This window comes from Actinoplanes sp. NPDC004185, assembly GCF_053603475.1.
The window spans coordinates 75050-97056 of sequence record NZ_JBSGFR010000020.1; the positions used below are offsets into that span (position 1 = coordinate 75050).

Consider the following 22007-nt stretch of genomic DNA (forward strand, 5'->3'; position numbering starts at 1 on the left):
GGTGCAATTACCATGCGACACAGTGTCGGCCGGTCCTCCCGTACGGGCAAGACCGCTGATTTCATCGATGTGTCAAAAGTGTTGCCGATCAGGCCGGCTTGATCCAGTCGAAGGTGCGCTCGACGGCCCGCCGCCAATTGTCGTACTCGCGGTCGCGGACAGCCGGGTCCATCGCCGGCATCCACTGGGCCGCGCGGTGCCAGTTGCGCCGCAGGTCCTCCAGATCCGGCCAGTGCCCGACAGCCAGGCCGGCCGCGTACGCGGCGCCCAGCGACACCGTCTCGCTGGCCAGCGGCCGGACCACCGGCACGTCCAGAACGTCGGCGATGAACTGCATGAGCAGATTGTCGGCCGTCATCCCACCGTCCACCTTGAGCGTGGTCATGGCCAGGCCGGAGTCGGCGTTCATCGCGTCGACCACCTCGCGGGTCTGCCAGGCGGTCGCCTCCAGCACCGCCCGGGCCAGGTGCCCCTTGGTGATGTACGAGGTCAGCCCCACGATCACCCCGCGGGCCTCGCTGCGCCAGTGCGGGGCGTACAGGCCGGAGAAGGCCGGGACGATGTAACAACCGCCGTTGTCGTCGACCGTCCGGGCCAGCGTCTCGATCTCCGGCGCGGTGGCGATCAGTTCGAGCTGGTCGCGGAACCACTGCACCAGCGAGCCGGTGATCGCGATCGAGCCTTCCAGGGCGTACTGGGCGGGCTCGCCGGCGAGCTGGTACGCGACCGTGCTGAGCAGCCCGTGCGTCGAGCGGACGAGCTCCGTACCGGTGTTGAGCAGCAGGAAGCTGCCGGTGCCGTACGTGCACTTGGCCTCACCCGGGGTGAAGCAGGTCTGCCCGAACAGCGCCGCCTGCTGGTCGCCCAGCGCCGCGCCGATCCGTACGCCGGGGAACGCCGCGGTGGCCGTGCCGAACACCCCGACCGACGGGCGCACCTCGGGCAGCATGGCCCGCGGCACGCCGAAGAACTCGCACGCCTGCTCGGACCATTGCAGGGTGCGCACGTCGAGCAGCATGGTCCGGCTGGCGTTGGTCACGTCGGTGACGTGCAGCCCGCCGGTCAGGTTCCAGATCAGCCAGGTCTCCATCGTGCCGAACAGCACCTCCCCGCGTTCGGCGCGTTCCCGCAGGCCGGGGGTGTGGTTCAGGATCCAGTTCAGGCGCGGGCCGGAGAAGTAGGTGGCCAGCGGCAGCCCGCTGCGGTGCTGCACCTCGTCCGCGCCGGGCTCGCCCAGCAGGGTGTTGACCAGGGTGTCGGTACGGGTGTCCTGCCACACGACGGCCCGCCCGATCGGCACCCCGGTGCGCCGGTCCCAGAGCACCGTGGTCTCCCGCTGGTTGGCGATGCCGACCGCGGCGACCTGGTCGGTGCTGATCCCGGCCCGGCTCAGCGCGAGCGGGGCCAGCCGTTCCACGTTGCGCCAGATCTCCGCCGCGTCGTGCTCGACCCAGCCGGGCCGCGGGAAGTACTGCTTGTGCTCCTGCTGGGCCAGGGAGACGAGCTGGCCGCGCCGGTCGAAGACGATGCACCGCGTCGACGTGGTGCCCTGGTCGATCGCGATGACGTAGCGCTCGGTCATGGTCTCTCCCTGAAATCAGTGCCGGGCGGCTCCGAGGTCCCGGGAGACCGCGCGGGCGGCGTCCCTGACGTAACCGACCAGTCGCGGGTGCGGCCGGTACCTGGTGTCGCAGATCCGTTCGACGAGCCCCGAGATGCCGATCGCGCCGACCACCAGGCCGCCGTACCCCCGGATCGGCGCGGCGATCGCCGCCTGGCCGAGGGTCAGCTCCTCGATCTCGGCCGCCCAGCCGGCCGCCCGCACCTCGTCGAGGGCGAGGGCCAGCTCGCGCGGGGCCACCACCGTGCGCCGGGTGAACTGCTCGAGCTCCCCGGGCGCCCCGGCGGATCGGTACGCGAGCAGCACCTTGCCCAGGGCGGTGGCGTGCAGCGGCAGCAGCGTGCCGATGTCCAGGGTCTGGAACGTGTCGTCGGGCCGGAAGACGTGGTGCACCACCAGCACGCGTCCCTCCAGGACCGTGCCGATCCGGACGGCCTCCCCGCTGCGCGCGGCGAGCGGGTCGGCCCAGTTGATCGAGCGGGATCGCAGTTCGTTGATGTCGAGATAGCTGGTGCCCAGGTGCAGCAGGGCGGCGCCGAGCTGGTAGTGCCCGGACGCCTTGTCCTGTTCGACGAAGCCGACGACCTGCAGGGTGCGCAGGATGCCGTGGGTGGTGCCCTTGGCCAGATCGAGGGACCGGGCGATCTCGCCGAGACCGAGGCGGCCCGTGCCACCGGCGAGCATCCGCAGGATCGCGGCTGCTCGTTCGATGGACTGCACCGTCCCCGGCATGTTTCGGATGCTATGCCAATCCGTTACCGCGTGGTCACGTCCGACGTTCGACAATGCCGAACGGCGTTCATTGCCCGCCCCCGATGCCCCTCCCTAGCGTTTGAGCACATCAGACCCTGGAGGGCACATGGCAGAACGTCTGAAGATCCCGGGACTACTCGGCGAATGCGCCGCCGAGTTCGCCGGGACCATGATCCTCATCCTCTTCGGCGTCGGCGTCGTCGCTCAGGTGGCGGGCGGCGGCATCGGCGACCACGACAGCATCGCCTGGGCGTGGGGGCTCGGCGTCATGCTCGGCATCTACGTCGCGGGCCGGATCAGCGGCGCGCACCTCAACCCCGCCGTCACCATCGCGCTCGCGGTCTTCAAGGGCTTCGAGTGGCGCAAGGTGGCCCCGTACTCGCTCGCGCAGTTCCTCGGCGCCTTCGTCGCCGCGCTGCTGGTGCGGTGGAACTACACCGAGGTGCTGCACGCGGCCGACCCCGGACTGACGGTCAAGACGCAGGGCGTCTTCTCCACCCTGCCGGGCAACGGGACATTACCGGTCAGTGAGTGGGGGGCCCTGCGCGACCAGGTGATCGGCACCGCGATCCTGCTGTTCCTCATCCTGGCCATCACTGACGCGGCCGGCACCCCGCCGGCGGCCAACCTGGCGCCGTTCGTCATCGGCCTGCTCATCGTGGCCATCGGCATGGCCTGGGGCACCAACGCCGGCTATGCGATCAACCCCGCGCGTGACTTCGGACCGCGACTCGCCAGCTTCTTCACCGGCTACGGTGGCGCGTTCCGTGACCAGACGGGTTATCTGTACTTCTGGATCCCGATCGTCGGGCCCATCGTGGGCGGGATCCTCGGCGCCGGGCTCTACCAGGGCCTGGTCGGCCGGTTCCTGCCGTCCGCGGCCCCCCAGGAGCCGGGCGAGCTCCCGACCCCCGAACCCGAGCGTGTGGAGGCAACCCGTGGCTGATTTCGTCGGTGCCGTCGATCAGGGCACCACCAGCACCCGCTTCATGATCTTCGATCACGGCGGCAACGAGGTCGGCCGCCACCAGCTCGAGCACGAGCAGATCCTGCCCCAGGCCGGCTGGGTCGAGCACAACCCCATCGAGATCTGGGACCGGACCGTCTCGGTCATCCGTACCGCCATGCAGAAGGCCAACCTGCAGGCCAGCGACCTGGCCGCGCTGGGCATCACCAACCAGCGCGAGACCACCGTGGTCTGGGACCGGCGCACCGGCCGGCCCTACTACAACGCGATCGTCTGGCAGGACACCCGCACCGACCGGATCGCCTCTGCGCTGGACCGCGACGGGCGCGGCGACGTGATCCGCCGCAAGGCCGGGCTGCCCCCGGCGACGTACTTCTCCGGCGGCAAGATCCAGTGGATCCTGGAGAACGTCGACGGGGTCCGGGAGGCGGCCGAGCGCGGCGACGCCGTCTTCGGCAACACCGACAGCTGGCTGCTCTGGCACCTCACCGGCGGCGTCGACGGCGGCAACCACATCACCGACGTGACCAACGCCAGCCGCACCATGCTGATGAACCTGGAGACGCTCGACTGGGACGACGAGCTGCTGGGATTCTTCAACATCCCGCGGCAGATGCTGCCGGAGATCCGGCCGTCGTCCGATCCGAACACCTACGGCATGGCCCACGCGCCGGGCCCGCTGGGCGGCGACGTCCCGCTCACCGGCGACCTGGGCGACCAGCAGGCGGCCATGTTCGGCCAGGTCTGCTTCGCGCCCGGCGAGGCCAAGAACACCTACGGTACGGGCAACTTCATGCTGCTCAACACCGGTACGGAACTGGTCCGCTCGGACAACGGGCTGCTCACCACGGTCTGCTACAAGTTCGGCGACTCGGCCCCGGTCTACGCCCTGGAGGGCTCGATCGCGGTGACCGGCTCGGCCGTGCAGTGGCTGCGCGACCAGTTGCACATCATCAACTCGGCCGCCGAGAGCGAGACCCTGGCGTCGTCGGTGCCGGACAACGGTGGCGTGTCCTTCGTGCCGGCGTTCTCCGGGCTGTTCGCGCCGTACTGGCGCTCGGACGCGCGCGGCGCGATCGTCGGGCTGTCCCGGTTCAACACCGACGCGCACATCGCCCGGGCCACCCTCGAGTCGATCTGCTACCAGAGCCGCGACGTGGTCGAGGCGATGGCCCAGGACTCGGGCGTGACGCTGGACGTGCTGAAGGTGGACGGCGGCATCACGGTCAACAACCTGTGCATGCAGATCCAGGCGGACGTGCTGGGCGTGCCGGTGAGCCGGCCGGTGGTCGCCGAGACCACCGCGCTGGGGGCCGCGTACGCCGCCGGGCTGGCCGTCGGCTTCTGGAAGAACACCGACGAGCTGCGCGAGAACTGGAACGAGTCGCAGCGCTGGCAGCCGGCCTGGTCGGACGAACAGCGGGAAAAGGGGTACGGCCAGTGGAAGAAGGCCGTCCAGCGCACTCTCGATTGGGTTGACGTTGACTGACACGATTCTCTCACCGGCCGGCCGGGACGCGGCCCTGACCGCTCTGGCCGGCAATGAGGTCGACGTGCTCGTCGTGGGTGGCGGGGTGGTGGGCGCCGGCAGCGCCCTCGACGCCGCCACCCGCGGTCTTTCCGTCGGCCTGCTCGAGGCGCGCGACTTCGCCTCGGGCACGTCCAGCCGGTCCAGCAAGCTCATCCACGGCGGCCTGCGCTACCTGGAGATGCTGGACTTCGGGCTGGTCCGTGAGGCGCTGCGGGAACGCGGCCTCATCCTGACCCGGCTGGCGCCGCACCTGGCCCGGCCGGTGCCCTTCCTCTATCCGTTGCAGCACCGCGGCTGGGAGCGCCTGTACGCCGGCGCCGGGGTGCTGCTCTACGACACCATGGCGGCGCGCGAGCCCGGCCTGCCCCGGCACCGGCACCTGTCGCGCCGTGGCGCGCTGCGGGCCTGCCCGGCGCTGCGCAAGGATTCGCTGATCGGCGCGCTGCAGTACTACGACGCGCAGATCGACGACGCCCGGCACACCATGTTCCTGGCCCGGACCGCCGCCGCCTACGGCGCGCACGTCGCTTCGCGTACGGAGGTGGTCGGCTTCCTGCGCGAGGGCGAGCGGGTCACCGGCGTACGGGTGCACGACCTGGAGCACGACCGCACCTTCGAGGTCCGCGCCCAGCAGGTCATCAACGCGACCGGGGTGTGGACCGACGACACCCAGGCGCTGGTCGGCGAGCGCGGCCAGTTCCACGTCCGCGCCTCCAAGGGCATCCACCTGGTCGTGCCCCGCGACCGGATCCAGTCGTCCACCGGGCTGATCAGCCGCACGCCCACCAGCGTGCTGTTCATCATCCCGTGGGGCCGGCACTGGATCATCGGCACGACCGACACCGACTGGGCGCTCGACAAGGCGCACCCGGCGGCGTCCAGCACGGACATCGACTACCTGCTCGACCTGGTCAACAAGGTGCTCGCCACCCCACTGAGCAGGACCGACGTGCAGGGCGTCTACGCCGGTCTGCGCCCGCTGCTGTCCGGCGAGTCGGAGTCGACGTCGAAGCTGTCCCGCGAGCACACCGTCGCCAGCCCGACCCCGGGCCTGGTCGTGGTGGCCGGTGGCAAGTACACGACGTACCGGGTGATGGCCAAGGACGCGGTCGACGCGGCGGTGCACGGGCTGGGCCGCTCGGTGCCGCGCTCGGTCACCCAGCGGGTGCCGCTGCTGGGCGCGGAAGGCTATGCGGCGCTGTGGAACCGCCGCCGGCTGCTGGCCGAGGAGTCCGGGCTGCACGTGGCCCGCATCGAGCACCTGCTGGGCCGCTACGGCTCGCTGGTGCACGAGATCCTGGACCTGATCGCCGGCGACAAGGACCTGGCCCGGCCGGTCGAGGGCGCGGAGGACCACCTGCGCGCCGAGCTGGCGTACGCGGCCAGCCACGAGGGCGCCCGGCATCTGGAGGACGTGCTCACCCGGCGTACCCGGATCTCGATCGAGACCTTCGACCGGGGTATCGCCGCCGCGCCGGTGGCGGCGGAGCTGATGGGTGCGGTGCTCGGCTGGTCCGAGGAGCAGCGGCACCGGGAGGTCGAGCACTACCGGCTGCGGGTGGAGGCCGAACGGGCCTCGCAGGAACAGCCCGACGACGAGACAGCGGACGCCGCCCGGCTGGGCGCCCCGGATGTCGTGCCCCTGCAGGTGCAGTGACCCGTGGTCGAGGGGGCCGGTTCTGTGGTATGCGCCTTGATCGCATCCGCGGGGCCGGCCCTGCCCCGTCGACCCGGCGGCTGAGCAATCAGCGCCGGCCCGTCCCGGCCAGCAGGTATTCGCCGCCGCAGGCCTCGGCCAGCCCGGCACCGAAAAGAGCAGCCGGGGTGTAGGCGCCCGGCCGTCCCTCGCCGGCCAGCAGCCGGCGGGTGATCTCCGCGGGCACCGCGCCGGTGTACGCCTGAGCCTCGCCCAGCCGCAGCCAGCCCTCCCGGGTCTCGCCGTCCGGCCAGGTGACGACCGCGTGTCCCCAGGAGTGCTCGCGCGGGCGGTCCGCCGCCTTGATGCGTACCCGGGCCAGCCGCCGCTGGGCGAACTCGCGCAGGGGCACCCACTTCAGCAGCGCGAGCGCGGCCGGCAGCACCGCCCGGATCAGCGGTGCGGAGGGCGCCTCGCTGGAGGCGGAGACCACGAAGCGGGCGCCGCTCGCCCGCTGGGCCGCGAGCAGCTCGCCGAGCGGCATGCTCGCCGTGGTCACCTCGACGCCGTCCGGAAGCGTGAGTCGCCGGGCCTCGCCACCGATCCGGGCCGGGGCCAGCCGGCCGTCCGTGATCTGCCGGCCCTGGAAGCGGCCGCCGCCGGGGACGCCGGGCAGGCCGTCCAGGATGGTGGCGGCCAGAGCCGCCCCGACCACGCCGGCCTCGATCGCCAGCGAGGGGACCATGTCGACCCGGACCCGCAGCGGAGCGGGGCGGTCCGCGCACAGCTTCACGACGACGCTCTCGGTGGCGGTCACGCCGAAGCCGGCGCCGGTGACGAGCGTGCGGCCGGCCGCGGTCGCCGCCTCGTGCCGGCCGAGGGCGGCGGAGACCGCGGCGACGTCGTTGGCCAGGTCGACGTAGTGGCTGCCGGGCGGACAGGCGTCGATGATCGGCCCGGCCGTCGCGCTGAACGGCCCGACGGTGCTGATGACCACGGCCGGGCGCTGCCGCCGGATCTCCGCGGCGGTGGCGTCGAGCGTGCCGGCCACGACCGTCCGGCTGCCGGTCGGCTGCGCGGCGGCGGCCAGGCGGCTCGCGTCCCGCCCGACCAGCACCGCGGGCACCCCGCGCCGGGCCAGCTCGGCCGCGACGGCGCGACCGCTGCGACCGGTGCCGCCGAGAACCCAGACCTCTGTATCCATGACGCTGTCTCCGCATCGTCGCCGGCGCCTACTGATGACACGCGATGTCGTCACCGTACACCGTGATGACATCGCGTGTCATGACGGTAGGATCGGCCCGGTGAGCAGATGGCGGCCGGACGCGCGGGAGCGGCTCGAGCGCGCCGCCCTCGAGCTCTTCGCCGAGCAGGGCTTCGCCGCCACGACGGTCCCGCAGATCACCGCCCGGGCCGGGCTCACCACCCGCACCTTCTTCCGGCACTACGCCGACAAGCGCGAGGTCCTCTTCGCCGGCGAGCACGAGCTGCCCGAGCTGGCCCGCCGCATGATCGCCGAGGCACCCCCGGCGGCCGATCCCCTCGCGCTGATCGTCGGCGCGCTGCGGACCGTGGCGGAGACCCGGTTCGAGGGCCGGCGGGCCGAGGTGCGGCAGCGGCGCGAGATCGTGCGCTCCGATCCGGGCCTGGGCGAGCGGGAGCTGCACAAGCGCGCGAGCATCGGCGAGGCGGTCAGCGCGGGCTTCCGCGAGCGTGGTGTGCCGGCGATGACGGCGGCGCTGCTGGCCGAGACCGGCGTGACCCTGCTGTACGTGTCGATCCAGCAGTGGCTCGATCAGGACGGCGACCGGCCGCTGTGGCACTTCGCCGAGGAGGCGCTGGCCGCACTGCGGACGGTGCTGCAGGTTCCGGAACCGGCAGTGACCGCGACGGGAATGTCCGCCGCGGCCACGCTCACCGGTGGGTCCACCGTCCAGTCAGGACGGCCTAGAGAACGGCGGCGCGCTTGACCGCCACGACACTCAACCGCCGGGCCACCGCCTCGTGCCCGTCGCCGGTCTCCCAGCCGGTGTCGGCCACGACCACGACGGCGCGACCGGTCCGGGCCACCACCACATAGGTGTCCTTGTCCGTGTCGGCGTAGTCGATGTGCTCCCGGCGCCGCAGCAGCAGCGACTCGTCGCCGGCCACCCCGGTGGCGACGAGAGACCATCCCTGACCACAGGTCGCCACAGCCTTCCGCAGCTGCGTCAGATACCGGTGGGCACCGTCGGACGCGTACGTCGCCACGTCGTTCACGATCACCGACGGTCGGTCGTCCACCCCGATCATCGCCTGCACGGTCCGGTGCTCCCGGCGCAGCCCGGCCGAGGAGTACGGACCACACGGCTGTGGCGGCTGCAGCGCGGCCCAGTAGTCGTCGGTGACCGTCGTGGTCTCCGCCCCGTTCAGATCCGCCGGCTGGAGCATCGCGGCGGCGGGCACGGCGTAGTTGGGAGCGGACGCGATGCGGTAGGTGAGCACCGTCGGCCGCTGGTGGCGCGCGGCCCGCCCGATCAGCGCGACACAACCGGCAGCACCCGGGCCACCGTTGCGGAAGAGCTTCTCGTAGTTGCCCCGGGCGTCGGTGACCACGTTGTCGACGGCACCCCCTTCGAAGTCACAGTTGCTGTCGTACGCGGTGGCCAGCGCCTTCGACCGCAGCGGCCGTCCGGTGTCGGTGTAGGAGGCGCGCCCGTGGATCCGGAACCCGCCCCCGTCCAGCAGCGAGTAGCGCAACGTCACGGCGGGCCGGTGGGTGCCCCGTACCCGCAGCTTGGGGGACGCGGCCCCGGACAGCGCCGTGGTGACCGTGTTGCCGGCCCTGTCCGACGCCCCGGCCGAGACGATCCGCACGGTGCCGTTCCAGGTGGACGGCACGTTGACGGTCGCGCTCCAGGTGCCGTCGATCGCCGTTCCTGAGGTGCGCGTCAGCACCGGCCGCAGCTGCGACTGGAAGCCCGGGACCGGACCGATGGTCAGCTGCGGGGACGGGTTCAGGTCGTGCGGGTCGTCCAGCACACCGGACGGGTCGGTGAGCCGCAGGGACACCCGTACGGGGACGACGGCGAGCCCCCGGACCGCGACGGACGCACGGGAGAACCGGACGTCGCGTATCTGCGGCGGCGACTTGTCGGCCGAGACCAGGGCCGGGCGGTGTGCCGTGGCGCCGGCCCAGGCGGGCGGCGTCGCGGTGGCGACCAGCGCCCCGGACAACGCCACGGCGAGGGCGAGGGATTTCGGTGCGGGTACGTGCATGTCGGGCTCCGCTTCATCGGTGGACGGTCGACAAGTTCGTCCACCGGTTCGCCCGGCCTGGTTCGCTACTGTCGCCTACCTGACTGTCGCCGTACGGCTACAGAACGTGGCACGAGCGGACGACATCGGGCCGTGCACCCCGGATGCATACTGAGCGCGGAGAGGACGCGCTATGCACGCTCCCGATGTCGAAGACCTGGCCCGCATCGCCTCCGCCGGCGATCTGGCCGCCCTCAATGTGCTCCTGGTGACGGTCCGCCCCGAGGTGCTGCGGGTGTGTGCCCGGTTGCTGCCCAACCGCGAGGACGCCGAGGAGGCGTGCCAGGACACGCTGCTGGCCGTCGCCCGGGGACTGCCCCGCTTCGAGGGCCGCAGTGCCTTCCGGACGTGGATGTACCGGCTGGCCACCAACCGGGCCCGCTCGGCGTACCGCAGATCCCGCCCGGCCGCGGCCGGCGACAGCACCGACGTGCTGGCCGACGTGGCCGACCCGCGCCGGACCAGCATGGTCGCCACGACCCGGCTGGACCTGCTGGACGCCCTGGCCCGGCTGCGGCCGGAGCTGGCCGAGGCGGTGGCGCTGCGCGACGTGCTGGACCTGAGCTACGCCGAGATCGCGGCCCTGCACCAGGTGCCGGAGGGCACCGTCAAGTCCCGGATCCACCAGGCCCGGCGGGAGCTGCGCAAGCTGCTGACAGCCTGATGGGGTCACCGCGAGCGGTGACCCCATCATCGGCAGTGCTGTGCCGTCTGGTTACTCGTTCAGCGAGCAGGTGGCGAACTTCTCGAGGCCCTCGGGCTTCGGCGCGTTGCGGCCGATCGCCGTCTCGATCCGGTTGAGGGTCGCGACCCGCTTGTCGGCCAGCGGGCCGAGGATCGCGTTCTGGATGAACGCCGGGCCACCCTGACCCACGCTCGACGCGAGCCGCTTGTCGGCCTCGGCGATCTGGGTGTCGAGCAGCTCGAGGTTGCGGGTGACCTCGGCCGCCGCCTGCGCCGGGATGGCCGGCAGGCCGGTCACGTCGGGGCAGTTGACGGTCGGCGCCGCACCGTTGCCGGCACCGTTGCCATTGCCCGCACCGTTGCCGGCCGGGACGTCGGTGGGCTCGGGAGCCGCCGCGCCGCCGCCGTTCTGGTTCAGCGAGCAGGTGGCCAGACCGTCCACGTCGAGCACCGGCTTCGCGGCGTTGCGGCCGATCGCGGTGGCTATCCGGTTGATGGTTGCGACGCGCTTGTCCTTCAGGGGCCCGAGAATCGCGTTCTGGATGAAGTTCTTGCCACCCTCGCCCTGGCTGGTGACCAGGCGCTTGTTGGCCTCGGCGATCTGCGTGTTGAGCAGGGCCAGGTTGCGCTGGATCTCGGCCTGGGCCTGCGCCGGCACGGCACCGAGGGCACCGGCGACGGCCGGGCAGCTGACGGTGGGGGCGGTGGATTCGCCGGCGGATGCCACACCCAGGCCGACGCCGACGAGTGCCACGGCGACTGCGCCTACACCGGCGATCTGCCAGCGCCGGGCGGGAGTACGGGAGCGATTCATTCTTCTCGCCTGAGCCTTCCTGTCGTAGGACCTCGGTCCTCAATACGGAAGCGCTCCCAGAATGGATCAAAACAATTTTCAGACCTCCGGCCGCGGACCGGCCGCGCCCACGACCTCCCAGCTGACGCCCAGTGCCAGCCGGTACGGACCGGTCGCCACCAGGGCCCCGATGGCCTTGCGGAGCCGGGAGACCTCGGCCGTACGGACCAGTGGCGCAGGCGAGACCGGAATGCGGGCGAGTGCTCCGGCCTTCAGGCCCGGGGGTGAAGGCCGCGCTGGGAGGGCCGCCAAGCCCAAGCAGTGCTTTGAACCGGGCGGTTCCGCTGTTCGATGTACTGCTTCACGATCGAGACCGGGGCGCCGCCGACGGAGCTCGCGAGGTACGAGCTCGACCAGAGCTTATTGGCCCGGTAGTAGTGCCGAGCGAGGCCAGGTGCCGGGTCGCCGAACATCCAGTCCCGAAACTTCGTCACAAAGACCACGGGAGTGCATAGAGCGAAACACAGCGCCTACCAGTGCAGATGCTTTCGAGATCGGCCATGGACCACGGTAAGTTGCACCTGTGCAGCTGCGTTACAACTACCGGGTCTACCCGGACGCTGCTCAGCGCTAGGCGCTGGCCCGATCGTTCGGGTGTGCCCGGGTGGTGTTCAACGACGGGCTGGGCTTGCGTCAGCAGGCCCGCGAGCAGGGCGAGAAATACATCTCGGACGGGGAACTCTCCCGGCGTCTGATCACCGAAGCGAAGTTGAAGCCCGAGCGGGCGTGGCTGGGCGAGGTGTCCAGCGTGGTGTTGCAGCAGGCCCTCGCGGACCTCAACACGGCGTACCGCAACTTCTTCGCTTCGATCACCGGCAAGCGCAAAGGCCGCAAGGTAGCCCCGCCCCGCTTCCGGTCCCGCAAGGACAACCGGCAGGCCATCCGCTTCACCAGGAACAGCCGGTTCAAGGTGCTCGACGACGGCCGGCTGCGCCTGCCGAAGATCGGCGACCTGTACGTGCGCTGGTCGCGTTCCCTGCCGTCCGAGCCCAGCTCGGTCACGGTGATCCGGGACGCCGCCGGGCGGTATTTCGCCTCGTTCGTCGTGCAGACCAGCCAGGACCAGACACTGCCGCCGGTCGAGTCCGAGATCGGGATCGACCTGGGCCTGACGCACTTCGCGGTGCTGTCGGACGGCACGAAGGTGACGGCACCGAAGTTCCTGCGCCGCGCGGCCCGCAAACTCAAACGGTTGCAGCAGGCCCTTGCGCGCAAACAGCGCGGGAGTCAGAACCGCAAGAAGGCCGTCGTGAAGGTCGCTCGCGCCCATGCGCGAGTTGCCGACACCCGGCGGGACTGGCAGCACAAGTTGTCTACGACGTTGATCCGCGACAACCAAGCGGTGTACGTCGAGGACCTATGCGTGGCCGGTCTCAGCCGGACCCGGCTGGCGAAGTCCGTCCACGATGCAGGCTGGGCCAGCTTCACCAGCATGGTGGAATACAAGGCCGCCCGGTACGGGCGCACCTTCGCCCGGGTGGACCGGTTCTTCCCGTCCACCCGGATGTGCTCGGCGTGTGGCCGGATCAACGAGAAGATGGCGCTTGAGGTCCGGGCGTGGGACTGCCGCTGCGGCAGTCACCACGACCGCGACGTCAACGCCGCCAAGAACGTATTGGCCGCCGGACAGGCGGACAACTCAAACGACCGTGGAGCGCAGGTAAGACCAGCATTCGTGCCGGCACCGCGCGGCGAAGCGGTAACCCACCCGGACGCCGCGTGTGCCACACGCAGCGTGAAGGAAACCTCCGTCCTTCAGGGCGGAGAGGATGTCAAAAGAGCCTCTGCCTGCCCCGACCGACGCGGCGGCAACCTGCACCAGTCGCGGCACTACTCGCTCTACCTGGCCCTGCAGCTCAAGGCCCGCTATGAGGGCCTGCCGACGCCGGTCTACCGGCTGGCGGAGGTGCACCACCCGGGCTGACCGGGCACGCCGGGCCCGGTCGCGCGGGCCCGGCGTCCACCGGGCCCGCACGATCCGGGGTCAGTCGCCCTCGGGCGGGTCGACCAGCGGCCAGCCACCGGCGGCGAGCCGGGCCGAGACCCGGACCACGTCCTCGGGGGTGGCCTCCTGCAACAGCGACGAGCTGATCATCTGCTCGATGTCGGCGGTGCTGATCGGATCGTCACCGGCGAGCACGGACTGGTCCGCGAGATCAACGGCGATCTTGCGGACCTCCTCCTCGGTCAGCTTGCGGCGCAGCACCCCGAGCAGGGCCACGTAATCCCCGCGCGGCACACCGGTCGGGTAGCCGGCCCGCAGCCACCCGACGGCCCGGGTCATGAAGTTCGCGCGCAGGTCACCCATCGCGACCGCTACTTGTCCACGATGGCCGGGAAGACGTGCGTGAAGCTCAGCGTCTTGCCGAAGCCGCCGGCCACGATGAACGCGATGCCCAGCAGCACGCCGAGCACCACGACACCGAAGAGGGCATAGCCGAGGACGGTGCCGGCCGGACGGGTCGTCGCGCCGGTCACGCCGGAGTCGTCCACCTCGGCGGCCCGGCCGGCGCCGTACGCCAGTGAGCGGATCCCCAGGGCGAAGAGCATCGGCAGGCCGGCCCCGAGGAGCAGGCCGGCGAGCAGGACCTTCCACGCGCCCTCGAGAGCGAATCCCAGGTTGTGCATCCGGACCCCCTTCAGCTCGCGGTGCCGGCCGGCACGGGCTCGGACACCGCCGGGGCGCCGCCCCAGTCGTCGTTGACGTTGTGGTGGTCGACCCGTTCCCGGCGCGAGCGCAGATACATGAACCCGGCCAGCGCCATCAGGATGACGAAGATGACGATCGCGCCGGCCAGGCCACCGCCGAGCAGGTGGCCCACCCACCACATCGCGGCGCCGACGAGCGCGGCCGCCGGCAGGGTGATCAACCAGGCCGCGACCAGGCGGCCGGCCACCCGCCAGCGCACCCGGGCGCCGGGGCGCCCGACGCCCGAGCCGAGGATCGAGCCGGTCGCGACGTGCGTGGTGGACAGGGCGAAGCCAAGATGACTGGAGGCCAGGATGACAGTCGCCGACGCCGAGTCGGCCGCGAGGCCCTGCGGCGGGGCGATCTCGACCAGGCCCTTGCCCAGGGTCCGGATGATCCGCCAGCCGCCGAGGTAGGTGCCGAGCGCGATCGCCACGGCGCAGGCGGCCTTCACCCAGAACGGGATGTTCCCGGTGTCGGTCCAGTCGCCGGCGGCGATCAGAGCCAGGGTGATCACGCCCATCGTCTTCTGGGCGTCGTTGGTGCCGTGCGCGAGCGAGATGAGTGAGGCGCTGCCGACCTGGCCCCAGCGGAAGCCGTTGTCGGTGAAGCGCCGGGCCACCCCGACGGTGACCCGGTAGACGACCCAGGTGCCGGCGGCGGCGACCACACCGGCGATGACCGGCGAGATGAGCGCGGGCAGGATGACCTTGCCGACGACTCCGTCCAGTTTGCTGCCGTCGCCGGTCCAGTTGACCCCGGCCCAGCCGAGGCCCGCGATGCTGGCCCCGATGAGGCCGCCGAACAGCGCGTGCGAGGAGCTGGAGGGCAGGCCCAGCAGCCAGGTCAGCAGGTTCCAGACGATGCCGCCCACGAGGCCGGCCAGGACGATGAGCAGCAGTGCCGTCCCGCCGTCGGCCAGCAGCTCCGGTCGCGGGGCGCCGGACGAACTCTGGATCTTGACGACGGCGTTGGTGACCGTGAGGGCGACCTCCACGGACAGGAAGGCGCCGATGAGGTTGAGGACGCCGGAGAGCGCGACGGCGGTCCTGGGCCGCAGGGCCCCGGTGGCGATGGAGCTGGCCATCGCGTTGGCGGTGTCGTGGAACCCGTTCGTGAAATCGAACCCGAGGGCGGCGATGACCACCAGGGCGAGTATCACGGAAGTGTCTGTCACACGCAGATGGTGACGCCCCGGATCAAGCGGCAACAGAGGTAGTCCGGAAACACGTGGGAAATCTCATCCGGAGTGCCCCGGCGGCCGCCGCAGGGCCACCGGGCGATCACCCGTCGCCATCGTCACGGAACGGGTGATCCTCTCGGCGGCCGCAGGCTCAGAAGGCCTCGGCGTCGACGGTACGGATCGCCTCCACCAGGATGCCCAGGCCCTCGCGCGCCTCGTCCTCGGTCAGGGTCAGTGGCGGCCCCATCCGCAGCACGTTGCCGTACAGACCGCCCTTGCCGACGAGCAGGCCGCCCTTGCGGCACTCGTCGAAGACCCGCATGGTCGCGGCCGGGTCCGGCTCGGTCGTGCCCGGCCGGACGAACTCGATGCCGATCATCAGGCCGCGGCCGCGGACCTCCCCCACGATCTTCGCCGCGCCGGCCGCCGTGCGCAGGCCGTCGAGCAGGATCGTGCCGGTACGCTTCGCGTTGGCCTGCAGGTCGTGGTCGAGCACGTAGTCCAGCACGGCGTTGCCCGCGGCCGTGGAGACCGGGTTGCCGCCGAACGTGGAGAAGCTGGTCGCCGGGACCGCGTTGACCAGTTCCGCGCGGCCGACGACGCCGGCCAGCGCGAAGCCGTTGCCGATGCCCTTGGCGAAGGTGATCAGGTCGGGCTGCACGTCGTGCGCCTGATAACCCCAGAAGTGCTCACCGGTACGGCCCCAGCCGGTCTGCACCTCGTCGGCGATCAGCAGGATGCCGTGGTTGTCGAGCTCCTTCTTCAGCGCGCCGAGCAGCCCGTCCGGGGCGTGCACGAAGCCGCCCACGCCCTGGATCGGCTCGGCGATCAGCGCCGCGACGTCGCCCGCGGTGGTGGTGGCCAGCACCTCGCGCAGGTCCTCGACCGCGGCGTCGATGTGCTCGCTGTCGGACAGGCCCTTCATCCGGCCGCGCAGGCGTTCGCCGGAGTGCAGCCAGGACACCGAGATCGGGCTCAGCGCGCTGGCCGACCAGCTGCGGTGCCCGGTGATCGCCATCGCCGCGAAGGACCGGCCGTGATAGCTGTTGCGGATGGCCAGGATCTGGTTGGACCGGCGGAAGTTGGTGGTGAACATCAGCGCGGCCTCGTTGGCCTCGGTGCCCGAGTTGGTGAAGAAGACCCGCGCGTCCGGGATGCCGGAGACCCGGGCGATCTTCTCGGCCAGCTCGACCTGCTGCCGGATCAGGTACAGCGTCGAGCTGTGCACGATCCCGGTGGCCAGCTGACGCTCCACAGCCTCGCGCACCTCGGCGATGTCGTAGCCCAGCATGTTGGTCAGCACGCCGCCGAAGAAGTCCAGGTAGCTGCGGCCGTCCGCGTCGGTCACCCGGCGCCCGGAGCCGCGCACGAGCTCGATCGCGTCGTCGCCGTAGTAGGTCGTCACCCAGGAGGGCAGCACGGCCTGGTGCCGGGCGAGCAGGTCATCGGTCACGGGGTCCTCCAAGGAGTCAGCGCCAGCCCCGCGGGTGCGGGCGGGAACGGGGGCCGCTGCCGCGCGCGGACGCGCCGGCGGCGGAAGCGAGAGTCCGGGCCAGGGAGTCGAAGTCGTCGCGGACCAGCCCGGCGGTCACCCGGACGTGCTCGGCGCCGAGCCCGGTGACCTCGAACGGCGCGCCGGGGGCCACCGCGATGCCGTGCGCGGCCAGGGCCAGCATGGCCATCTGCTGATCCTCGACGGTCAGCCACAGGTTGATGCCGTCCGCGGCGGTCGCCGTGGCGCCGTGCGCGGCCAGGGCGGTCAGCAGGGCCGACCGGCGCTCGGCGTAGGCCCGGCGGGCGGCGGCGACCTGGGCGATCGCGTCGGCGTCGGTGAGCAGGTCGAGCAGCACCGCCTGCAGCAGGCGGCTGGACCAGCCCGGCCCGAGCAGCCGCCGGTCGGCCACCGCGGTGATCAGCGGCGCGGGGCCGGCCATCGCGGCCAGCCGCAGGTCCGGGCCGTGGCTCTTGGAGAAACCGGCGACGTGCACCGTCCGGTCCGGCAGCCGGCTGCCCAGGCTGACCGGGGGCGCGGTGGCGATGTCACCGGCGTGGTCGTCCTCGACGATGGTGACCTCCGGGTACGCGGCCAGCGCATCCGCCAGCTCACCGGCCCGGCGCGCGGTCATGCTGACCCCGGTCGGGTTGTGCGCCCGCGGCTGCAGGTAGACCGCCACCGGGTCGTACGTCTTCAGCGCCTCCCCCAGCGCGTCCGGGCACATCCCCTGCTCGTCGATCGGCACCCCCACCACGGTCGCCCCGACCGCCTCGAGCAGGTCGAGCACCGGCGGGAAGGCGGGGTTCTCCACCACCACGTGGTCGCCGAAGCGGACCAGGGTGGCGGTCACCCGGTCCAGGGCGTCCAGCGCGCCGTCGACCACGGTGAGCTGATCCGGCGGGTACGGCCAGCGCTGCCGCAGCACCCGCTCCAGCGGTGGGAGCACGGCGGCGTCGAGGTAACTGGTGGTGAGCCGGGCATCCCCGACGCGCTTGAGCGACTCGGTGACGCTGGGCAGCAGGTCGTGGTCGGGCACGCCGGTGGAGTAGTCCTGGGCCACCCCGGTCAGCAGGCCGTGCAGCTGGGCGTACCGCAGACGCTGGCGGGGCAGGACCGGGGCGGTGACGAAGGAGCCGGACCGGCCCCGGGTCTGGATGGCCCCGGCCCGGGACAGGCTGCGCCAGGCCTCACTGACCGTGGTCGGGCTGACCCCGAGCTCGCGGGCGACGTCACGCACGGTGGGCAGCCGCGCCCCGACCGGCAGTTCACCGGCGGTGACGAGGCGGCTGACCGCCGCGGCGATGCCCCGGGCGCTGCGGTCGTCGACCGCGCCCGTGATGAGCCCCAGCAACCGCCCGACCTCCCGCCGCCGCCCGGCGCGCTTCTTACGTCGCCGAAACATTTGGTTACACGCGAGCAATTGTCCGCCCGTGGTTGTGTCATTAGTGTCCTACGACATCAACCCCGGATGTCAAGCGATGAGCTGGGGACGATGACAGCGGGTGGACGGACGATCACAATCGTGGGGTGACCCACGCCACCACTGATTTCAGAGAGGGGCCGCCGCGATGAGCAACGTCATCCGGGCCGCCCTCGTCCAGACCAACTGGACGGGCGACAAGGAATCGATGATCAAGGCGCACGAGGACTACGCTCGCGACGCCGCCGCCCAGGGCGCCAAGGTGATCTGCTTCCAGGAGCTGTTCTACGGCCCCTACTTCTGCCAGGTCCAGGACAAGGCCTACTACGAGTACGCCGAGTCGATCCCCGGCCCCACCACCGAACGCTTCCAGGCCCTGGCCGCCGAGCTCGGCATGGTGATGATCCTGCCGATGTACGAGCAGGAGCAGCCCGGAGTCCTCTACAACACGGCGGCCGTGGTGGACGCCGACGGCTCGTACCTCGGCAAGTACCGCAAGCACCACATCCCGCAGGTCAACGGCTTCTGGGAGAAGTTCTACTTCCGCCCCGGCAACCTGGGCTACCCGGTGTTCGACACCGCGGTCGGCAAGGTCGGCGTCTACATCTGCTACGACCGGCACTTCCCCGAGGGCTGGCGGGCCCTGGGCCTGAACGGCGCGCAGATCGTCTTCAACCCGTCGGCGACCAGCCGGGGCCTGTCGTCGTACCTGTGGCAGCTGGAGCAGCCGGCCAGCGCGGTGGCCAACGAGTACTTCATCGGCGCGATCAACCGCACCGGCGTGGAGGAGCTCGGCGACAACGACTTCTACGGCCAGTCCTACTTCGTCGACCCGGAGGGCAAGTTCGTCGGCGCGGTCGGCGACACCCACAACCCGGAGCTGATCGTCCGCGACCTGGACATGGACCTGCTCACGACCGTCCGGGACCGCTGGGCGTTCTACCGCGACCGCCGCCCGGACAGCTACGACGGGCTGGTCGCGCCGTGAGCTTCCTGATCAAGGGCGGCACGGTCGTCGGGCCGACCGGCGCCTCCCCCGCCGACGTGCTGGTCGACGGCGAGACCATCGCCGCGATCTTCGCGCCCGGCCGCGGCCCCGGCGATGTCGAGACCGTCGACGCCACCGGCAAGTACGTGATCCCCGGGGCCGTCGACGCGCACACCCACATGGAGCTGCCGTTCGGCGGTACGCACGCCAGCGACACGTTCGACACCGGCACACGGGCGGCGGCCTTCGGCGGCGTCACCACGATCATCGACTTCGCGGTGCAGCGCTACGGCGAGGTCGTCCAGGACGGGCTGGCCGCCTGGCACGCCAAGGCCGAGGGCAACTGCCACATCGACTACGGCTTCCACATGATCCTGGGCGGCGTCACCGACGACTCGCTCAAGGCCATGGACCAGCTCGTCACCGACGAGGGCATCTCCAGCTTCAAGCTGTTCATGGCCTACCCGGGGGTGTTCTACAGCGACGACGGGCAGATCCTGCGGGCGATGCAGAAGGCCCGCGACAACGGCGCCATGATCATGATGCACGCGGAGAACGGCCCGGCCATCGACGTGCTGGTCAAGCAGGCCCTGGAACGCGGCGAGACCGACCCGATCCACCACGGCCTGACCCGCCCGCAGGAGCTGGAGGCCGAGGCCACCAGCCGGGCGATCTGGCTGGCCAGTGTGGCCGCGGACTGCCCGCTCTACATCGTGCACCTGTCCGCGTCCAAGGCCCTCGAGCAGGTCGCGGCCGCCCGGGACCAGGGCCGCAACGTCTTCGCCGAGACCTGCCCGCAGTACCTGTACCTGACGCTGGAGGACCAGCTGGGCGCGCCGGGCTTCGAGGGCGCCAAGTGGGTCTGCTCGACGCCGTTGCGCAGCAAGCACGAGAGCCACCGGGCCGACCTGTGGCGCGGCCTGCGCACCAACGATCTGGCCGTGGTCTCCACCGACCACTGCCCGTTCTGCATGAAGGACCAGAAGGAGCTGGGCCTGGGCGACTTCTCCAAGATCCCCAACGGGATCGGCAGCGTCGAGCACCGTGTCGACCTGCTCTACCAAGGCGTGGTCGACGGCAAGCTGTCGCTGGCCCGCTGGGTGGAGACCATCGCCACGACCCCGGCCCGGATGTTCGGCATGTACCCGCGCAAGGGCGTCATCGCCCCCGGCTCGGACGCCGACATCGTGCTCTACGACCCGGCCGGCCGGACCCGGATCAGTGCGGCCACCCACCACATGAACATGGACCACTCGGCCTGGGAGGGCTGGGAGATCGACGGCAAGGTCGACACCGTCATCTCCCGCGGCACCGTCGTCGTGCGCGGCGGCGAATACCTGGGCCGCAAGGGCCACGGTCGCTACGTCCGCCGGGGACTCTCGGACTACCTGGTCTAGGAGGCCACATGCGCGAGATCAGACACTGGATCGACGGCGCCGCCGTCGCGGGCACCAGCGGCCGGCAGCTGCCGGTCTGGGACCCGGCCACCGGCGAGCAGCAGGCGTACGTCGTCGCGGCGACCGCCGCCGAGACCGCCCACGCCGTGGCCGTGGCCAAGGCCGCCTTCCCGTCCTGGCGGGCGGCGTCGCTGTCCCGCCGCTCCGAGGTCATGTTCCGTTTCCGCGAGCTGGTCGACGCGAACCGCAAGGAGATCGCGTCGCTGGTCAGCCTGGAGCACGGCAAGACCGTCGCCGACGCGGGCGGCGAGCTGGCCCGCGGGCTGGAGAACATCGAGTTCGCCGCGGGCGCCCCGCACCTGCTCAAGGGCGGCTACAGCGAGCAGGCCTCGACCGGGGTGGACGTCTACTCGATCCGGCAGCCGCTCGGGGTGGTCGCCGGGATCACGCCGTTCAACTTCCCGGCCATGGTCCCGATGTGGATGTTCTGCAACGCCCTGGTCTGCGGCAACGCCTTCGTGCTCAAACCCAGCGAGAAGGACCCGTCGGTCTCGCTGCTGCTGGCCGACCTGCTGCGCCAGGCCGGGCTGCCGGACGGTGCGTTCAACGTCGTGCAGGGCGACCGGGAGGCCGTCGAGACGCTGATCGCCCACCCGGACGTGCAGGCGCTGTCGTTCGTCGGCTCCACCCCGATCGCCAAGTCGGTCTACGAGCAGGGCACCCGGGCCGGCAAGCGGGTGCAGGCCCTGGGCGGCGCGAAGAACCACATGGTCGTGCTCCCGGACGCCGACGTCGACGCGGCGGCGGACGCCGCGGTCAGCGCCGGGTACGGCTCGGCCGGCGAGCGCTGCATGGCGGTCTCGGTCGTGGTGGCGGTCGGCGCGGCCGGCGACCCGCTGGTCGCCGCGATCAAGGAGCGGATCGGCCGGATCACGGTCGGCCCGGCCACCGACCCGGCGGCCGAGATGGGACCGCTGATCAGCCGCGAGCACCGCGACAAGGTGGCCGGCTACCTGGCCGGCACGGGCGCGGCGGAGGTGGTGGTCGACGGGCGCGAGGCGCCGGTCAGCTCCGGCCCCGGTTTCTTCCTGGGCGCGTCGCTGGTCGACAAGGTGCCGACCGACTCGCCGCTCTACACCGACGAGATCTTCGGCCCGGTGCTCTCGGTCGTCCGCACCGACAGCTACGAGCAGGCGCTGGAGCTGGTCAACAACAACGAGTACGGCAACGGCACGGCCATCTTCACCCGCGACGGCGGAGCGGCACGCCGGTTCCAGTACGACGTCAACTGCGGCATGGTCGGCGTCAACGTGCCGGTGCCCGTACCGGTGGCCTACTACAGCTTCGGCGGCTGGAAGTCCTCGCTCTTCGGCGACCTGCACATGTACGGCCCCGAGGGCATCCAGTTCTACACCCGCAGCAAGGTGGTCACCTCACGCTGGCCCGATCCCGCCTCGTCCACGGTGGACCTGGGCTTCCCGGAGGTGCGGTGA

The 22007-nt window shown here is 71.4% G+C and carries 21 protein-coding genes; 9 read left to right on the top strand and 12 right to left on the bottom strand.

Annotated features, from left to right (window positions below):
* Window positions 1–88: 88 nt before the first annotated feature.
* Window positions 89–1582 (bottom strand): glycerol kinase GlpK, encoded by a 1494-nt coding sequence (gene glpK, locus ACWEOZ_RS21555; protein WP_451912457.1) that lies wholly within the window; start codon window positions 1580–1582, stop codon window positions 89–91.
* A 15-nt stretch (window positions 1583–1597) separates the two neighbouring features.
* Window positions 1598–2353 (bottom strand): IclR family transcriptional regulator, encoded by a 756-nt coding sequence (locus ACWEOZ_RS21560; RefSeq protein ID WP_451912458.1) that lies wholly within the window; start codon window positions 2351–2353, stop codon window positions 1598–1600.
* A gap of 127 nt (window positions 2354–2480) precedes the next feature.
* Between ACWEOZ_RS21560 and ACWEOZ_RS21565 the strand changes: the two genes are divergently transcribed.
* From ACWEOZ_RS21565 to ACWEOZ_RS21575, 3 genes are read left to right on the top strand one after another with little or no spacing between them, the layout of a single operon-like run.
* Complete coding sequence (locus ACWEOZ_RS21565) at window positions 2481–3320, top strand: MIP/aquaporin family protein (protein ID WP_451912459.1); 840 nt, start codon at window positions 2481–2483, stop codon at window positions 3318–3320.
* Window positions 3313–4830: a glycerol kinase GlpK gene (gene glpK, locus ACWEOZ_RS21570; protein ID WP_451912460.1), complete on the top strand. Its 1518-nt coding sequence runs from the start codon at window positions 3313–3315 to the stop codon at window positions 4828–4830. Before ACWEOZ_RS21565 ends, glpK (ACWEOZ_RS21570) begins: the two co-directional genes overlap by 8 nt.
* Window positions 4823–6529, top strand: coding sequence for a glycerol-3-phosphate dehydrogenase/oxidase (locus ACWEOZ_RS21575; protein WP_451912530.1), 1707 nt, complete (start codon window positions 4823–4825; stop codon window positions 6527–6529). Before glpK (ACWEOZ_RS21570) ends, ACWEOZ_RS21575 begins: the two co-directional genes overlap by 8 nt.
* A gap of 88 nt (window positions 6530–6617) precedes the next feature.
* Here ACWEOZ_RS21575 and ACWEOZ_RS21580 read toward each other — a convergent pair whose 3' ends face one another.
* Complete coding sequence (locus ACWEOZ_RS21580) at window positions 6618–7712, bottom strand: saccharopine dehydrogenase NADP-binding domain-containing protein (protein WP_451912461.1); 1095 nt, start codon at window positions 7710–7712, stop codon at window positions 6618–6620.
* Window positions 7713–7812: 100 nt separating this feature from the next.
* On the opposite strand from ACWEOZ_RS21580, the gene ACWEOZ_RS21585 reads away from it, so the two are divergent.
* Window positions 7813–8478, top strand: coding sequence for a TetR/AcrR family transcriptional regulator (locus tag ACWEOZ_RS21585; protein WP_451912462.1), 666 nt, complete (start codon window positions 7813–7815; stop codon window positions 8476–8478).
* On the opposite strand, the gene ACWEOZ_RS21590 is transcribed toward ACWEOZ_RS21585, so the two are convergent.
* The gene (locus ACWEOZ_RS21590) at window positions 8456–9766 is read right to left on the bottom strand and encodes a hypothetical protein (protein WP_451912463.1); all 1311 of its coding nucleotides are present in this window, start codon (window positions 9764–9766) and stop codon (window positions 8456–8458) included. The genes ACWEOZ_RS21585 and ACWEOZ_RS21590 overlap by 23 nt on opposite strands.
* 172 nt (window positions 9767–9938) lie before the next feature.
* Between ACWEOZ_RS21590 and ACWEOZ_RS21595 the strand changes: the two genes are divergently transcribed.
* Window positions 9939–10469 (top strand): RNA polymerase sigma factor, encoded by a 531-nt coding sequence (locus ACWEOZ_RS21595; protein ID WP_451912464.1) that lies wholly within the window; start codon window positions 9939–9941, stop codon window positions 10467–10469.
* Between the two features lie 51 nt (window positions 10470–10520).
* Here the strand turns inward: ACWEOZ_RS21595 and ACWEOZ_RS21600 are convergent, their stop codons facing one another.
* From ACWEOZ_RS21600 to ACWEOZ_RS21610, 3 genes are all read right to left on the bottom strand, one after another.
* Window positions 10521–11303, bottom strand: coding sequence for a hypothetical protein (locus tag ACWEOZ_RS21600; protein ID WP_451912465.1), 783 nt, complete (start codon window positions 11301–11303; stop codon window positions 10521–10523).
* 78 nt (window positions 11304–11381) lie between these two features.
* Window positions 11382–11594, bottom strand: a complete 213-nt coding sequence (locus ACWEOZ_RS21605) for a hypothetical protein (protein ID WP_451912535.1) — start codon at window positions 11592–11594, stop codon at window positions 11382–11384.
* Complete coding sequence (locus tag ACWEOZ_RS21610; protein WP_451912531.1) at window positions 11555–11755, bottom strand: transposase; 201 nt, start codon at window positions 11753–11755, stop codon at window positions 11555–11557. The genes ACWEOZ_RS21605 and ACWEOZ_RS21610 overlap by 40 nt, the downstream gene beginning before the upstream one ends.
* A 164-nt stretch (window positions 11756–11919) precedes the next feature.
* On the opposite strand from ACWEOZ_RS21610, the gene ACWEOZ_RS21615 reads away from it, so the two are divergent.
* Window positions 11920–13266, top strand: coding sequence for an RNA-guided endonuclease InsQ/TnpB family protein (locus ACWEOZ_RS21615; protein ID WP_451912532.1), 1347 nt, complete (start codon window positions 11920–11922; stop codon window positions 13264–13266).
* A gap of 60 nt (window positions 13267–13326) precedes the next feature.
* On the opposite strand, the gene ACWEOZ_RS21620 is transcribed toward ACWEOZ_RS21615, so the two are convergent.
* The 5 genes from ACWEOZ_RS21620 to ACWEOZ_RS21640 all read right to left on the bottom strand — a co-directional run bounded on the left by ACWEOZ_RS21620 (window position 13327) and on the right by ACWEOZ_RS21640 (window position 18060).
* Complete coding sequence (locus ACWEOZ_RS21620) at window positions 13327–13650, bottom strand: DUF3349 domain-containing protein (protein ID WP_451912466.1); 324 nt, start codon at window positions 13648–13650, stop codon at window positions 13327–13329.
* A gap of 8 nt (window positions 13651–13658) precedes the next feature.
* Complete coding sequence (locus ACWEOZ_RS21625) at window positions 13659–13970, bottom strand: hypothetical protein (RefSeq protein WP_451912467.1); 312 nt, start codon at window positions 13968–13970, stop codon at window positions 13659–13661.
* Window positions 13971–13981: 11 nt separating this feature from the next.
* Window positions 13982–15208, bottom strand: coding sequence for an anion permease (locus ACWEOZ_RS21630; protein ID WP_451912468.1), 1227 nt, complete (start codon window positions 15206–15208; stop codon window positions 13982–13984).
* A gap of 157 nt (window positions 15209–15365) precedes the next feature.
* A complete protein-coding gene (locus ACWEOZ_RS21635) occupies window positions 15366–16667 on the bottom strand; it encodes an aspartate aminotransferase family protein (protein ID WP_451912469.1) in 1302 nt (433 codons plus the stop codon).
* Window positions 16668–16683: 16 nt separating this feature from the next.
* Window positions 16684–18060, bottom strand: coding sequence for an aminotransferase-like domain-containing protein (locus ACWEOZ_RS21640; protein WP_451912470.1), 1377 nt, complete (start codon window positions 18058–18060; stop codon window positions 16684–16686).
* 217 nt (window positions 18061–18277) lie between these two features.
* Here ACWEOZ_RS21640 and ACWEOZ_RS21645 point away from each other — a divergent pair, with 217 nt between their 5' ends.
* The 3 genes from ACWEOZ_RS21645 to ACWEOZ_RS21655 are packed head-to-tail and all read left to right on the top strand — an operon-like array spanning window position 18278 to window position 22007.
* Window positions 18278–19117, top strand: a complete 840-nt coding sequence (locus tag ACWEOZ_RS21645; RefSeq protein WP_451912471.1) for a nitrilase-related carbon-nitrogen hydrolase — start codon at window positions 18278–18280, stop codon at window positions 19115–19117.
* Complete coding sequence (gene hydA / locus ACWEOZ_RS21650) at window positions 19114–20514, top strand: dihydropyrimidinase (protein WP_451912472.1); 1401 nt, start codon at window positions 19114–19116, stop codon at window positions 20512–20514. The genes ACWEOZ_RS21645 and hydA overlap by 4 nt, the downstream gene beginning before the upstream one ends.
* An 8-nt stretch (window positions 20515–20522) precedes the next feature.
* The gene (locus ACWEOZ_RS21655; protein ID WP_451912473.1) at window positions 20523–22007 is read left to right on the top strand and encodes a CoA-acylating methylmalonate-semialdehyde dehydrogenase; all 1485 of its coding nucleotides are present in this window, start codon (window positions 20523–20525) and stop codon (window positions 22005–22007) included.

Bases quoted from the DNA above. Each gene is read 5' to 3' on its own strand.
- glpK (WP_451912457.1), bottom strand. From the start codon at position 1,582: ATGACCGAGCGCTACGTCATCGCGATCGACCAGGGCACCACGTCGACG.
- ACWEOZ_RS21560 (WP_451912458.1), bottom strand. From the start codon at position 2,353: ATGCCGGGGACGGTGCAGTCCATCGAACGAGCAGCCGCGATCCTGCGG.
- ACWEOZ_RS21565 (WP_451912459.1), top strand. From the start codon at position 2,481: ATGGCAGAACGTCTGAAGATCCCGGGACTACTCGGCGAATGCGCCGCC.
- ACWEOZ_RS21580 (WP_451912461.1), bottom strand. From the start codon at position 7,712: ATGGATACAGAGGTCTGGGTTCTCGGCGGCACCGGTCGCAGCGGTCGC.
- ACWEOZ_RS21590 (WP_451912463.1), bottom strand. From the start codon at position 9,766: ATGCACGTACCCGCACCGAAATCCCTCGCCCTCGCCGTGGCGTTGTCC.
- ACWEOZ_RS21595 (WP_451912464.1), top strand. From the start codon at position 9,939: ATGCACGCTCCCGATGTCGAAGACCTGGCCCGCATCGCCTCCGCCGGC.
- ACWEOZ_RS21600 (WP_451912465.1), bottom strand. From the start codon at position 11,303: ATGAATCGCTCCCGTACTCCCGCCCGGCGCTGGCAGATCGCCGGTGTA.
- ACWEOZ_RS21610 (WP_451912531.1), bottom strand. From the start codon at position 11,755: ATGTTCGGCGACCCGGCACCTGGCCTCGCTCGGCACTACTACCGGGCC.
- ACWEOZ_RS21620 (WP_451912466.1), bottom strand. From the start codon at position 13,650: ATGGGTGACCTGCGCGCGAACTTCATGACCCGGGCCGTCGGGTGGCTG.
- ACWEOZ_RS21625 (WP_451912467.1), bottom strand. From the start codon at position 13,970: ATGCACAACCTGGGATTCGCTCTCGAGGGCGCGTGGAAGGTCCTGCTC.
- ACWEOZ_RS21645 (WP_451912471.1), top strand. From the start codon at position 18,278: ATGAGCAACGTCATCCGGGCCGCCCTCGTCCAGACCAACTGGACGGGC.
- ACWEOZ_RS21655 (WP_451912473.1), top strand. From the start codon at position 20,523: ATGCGCGAGATCAGACACTGGATCGACGGCGCCGCCGTCGCGGGCACC.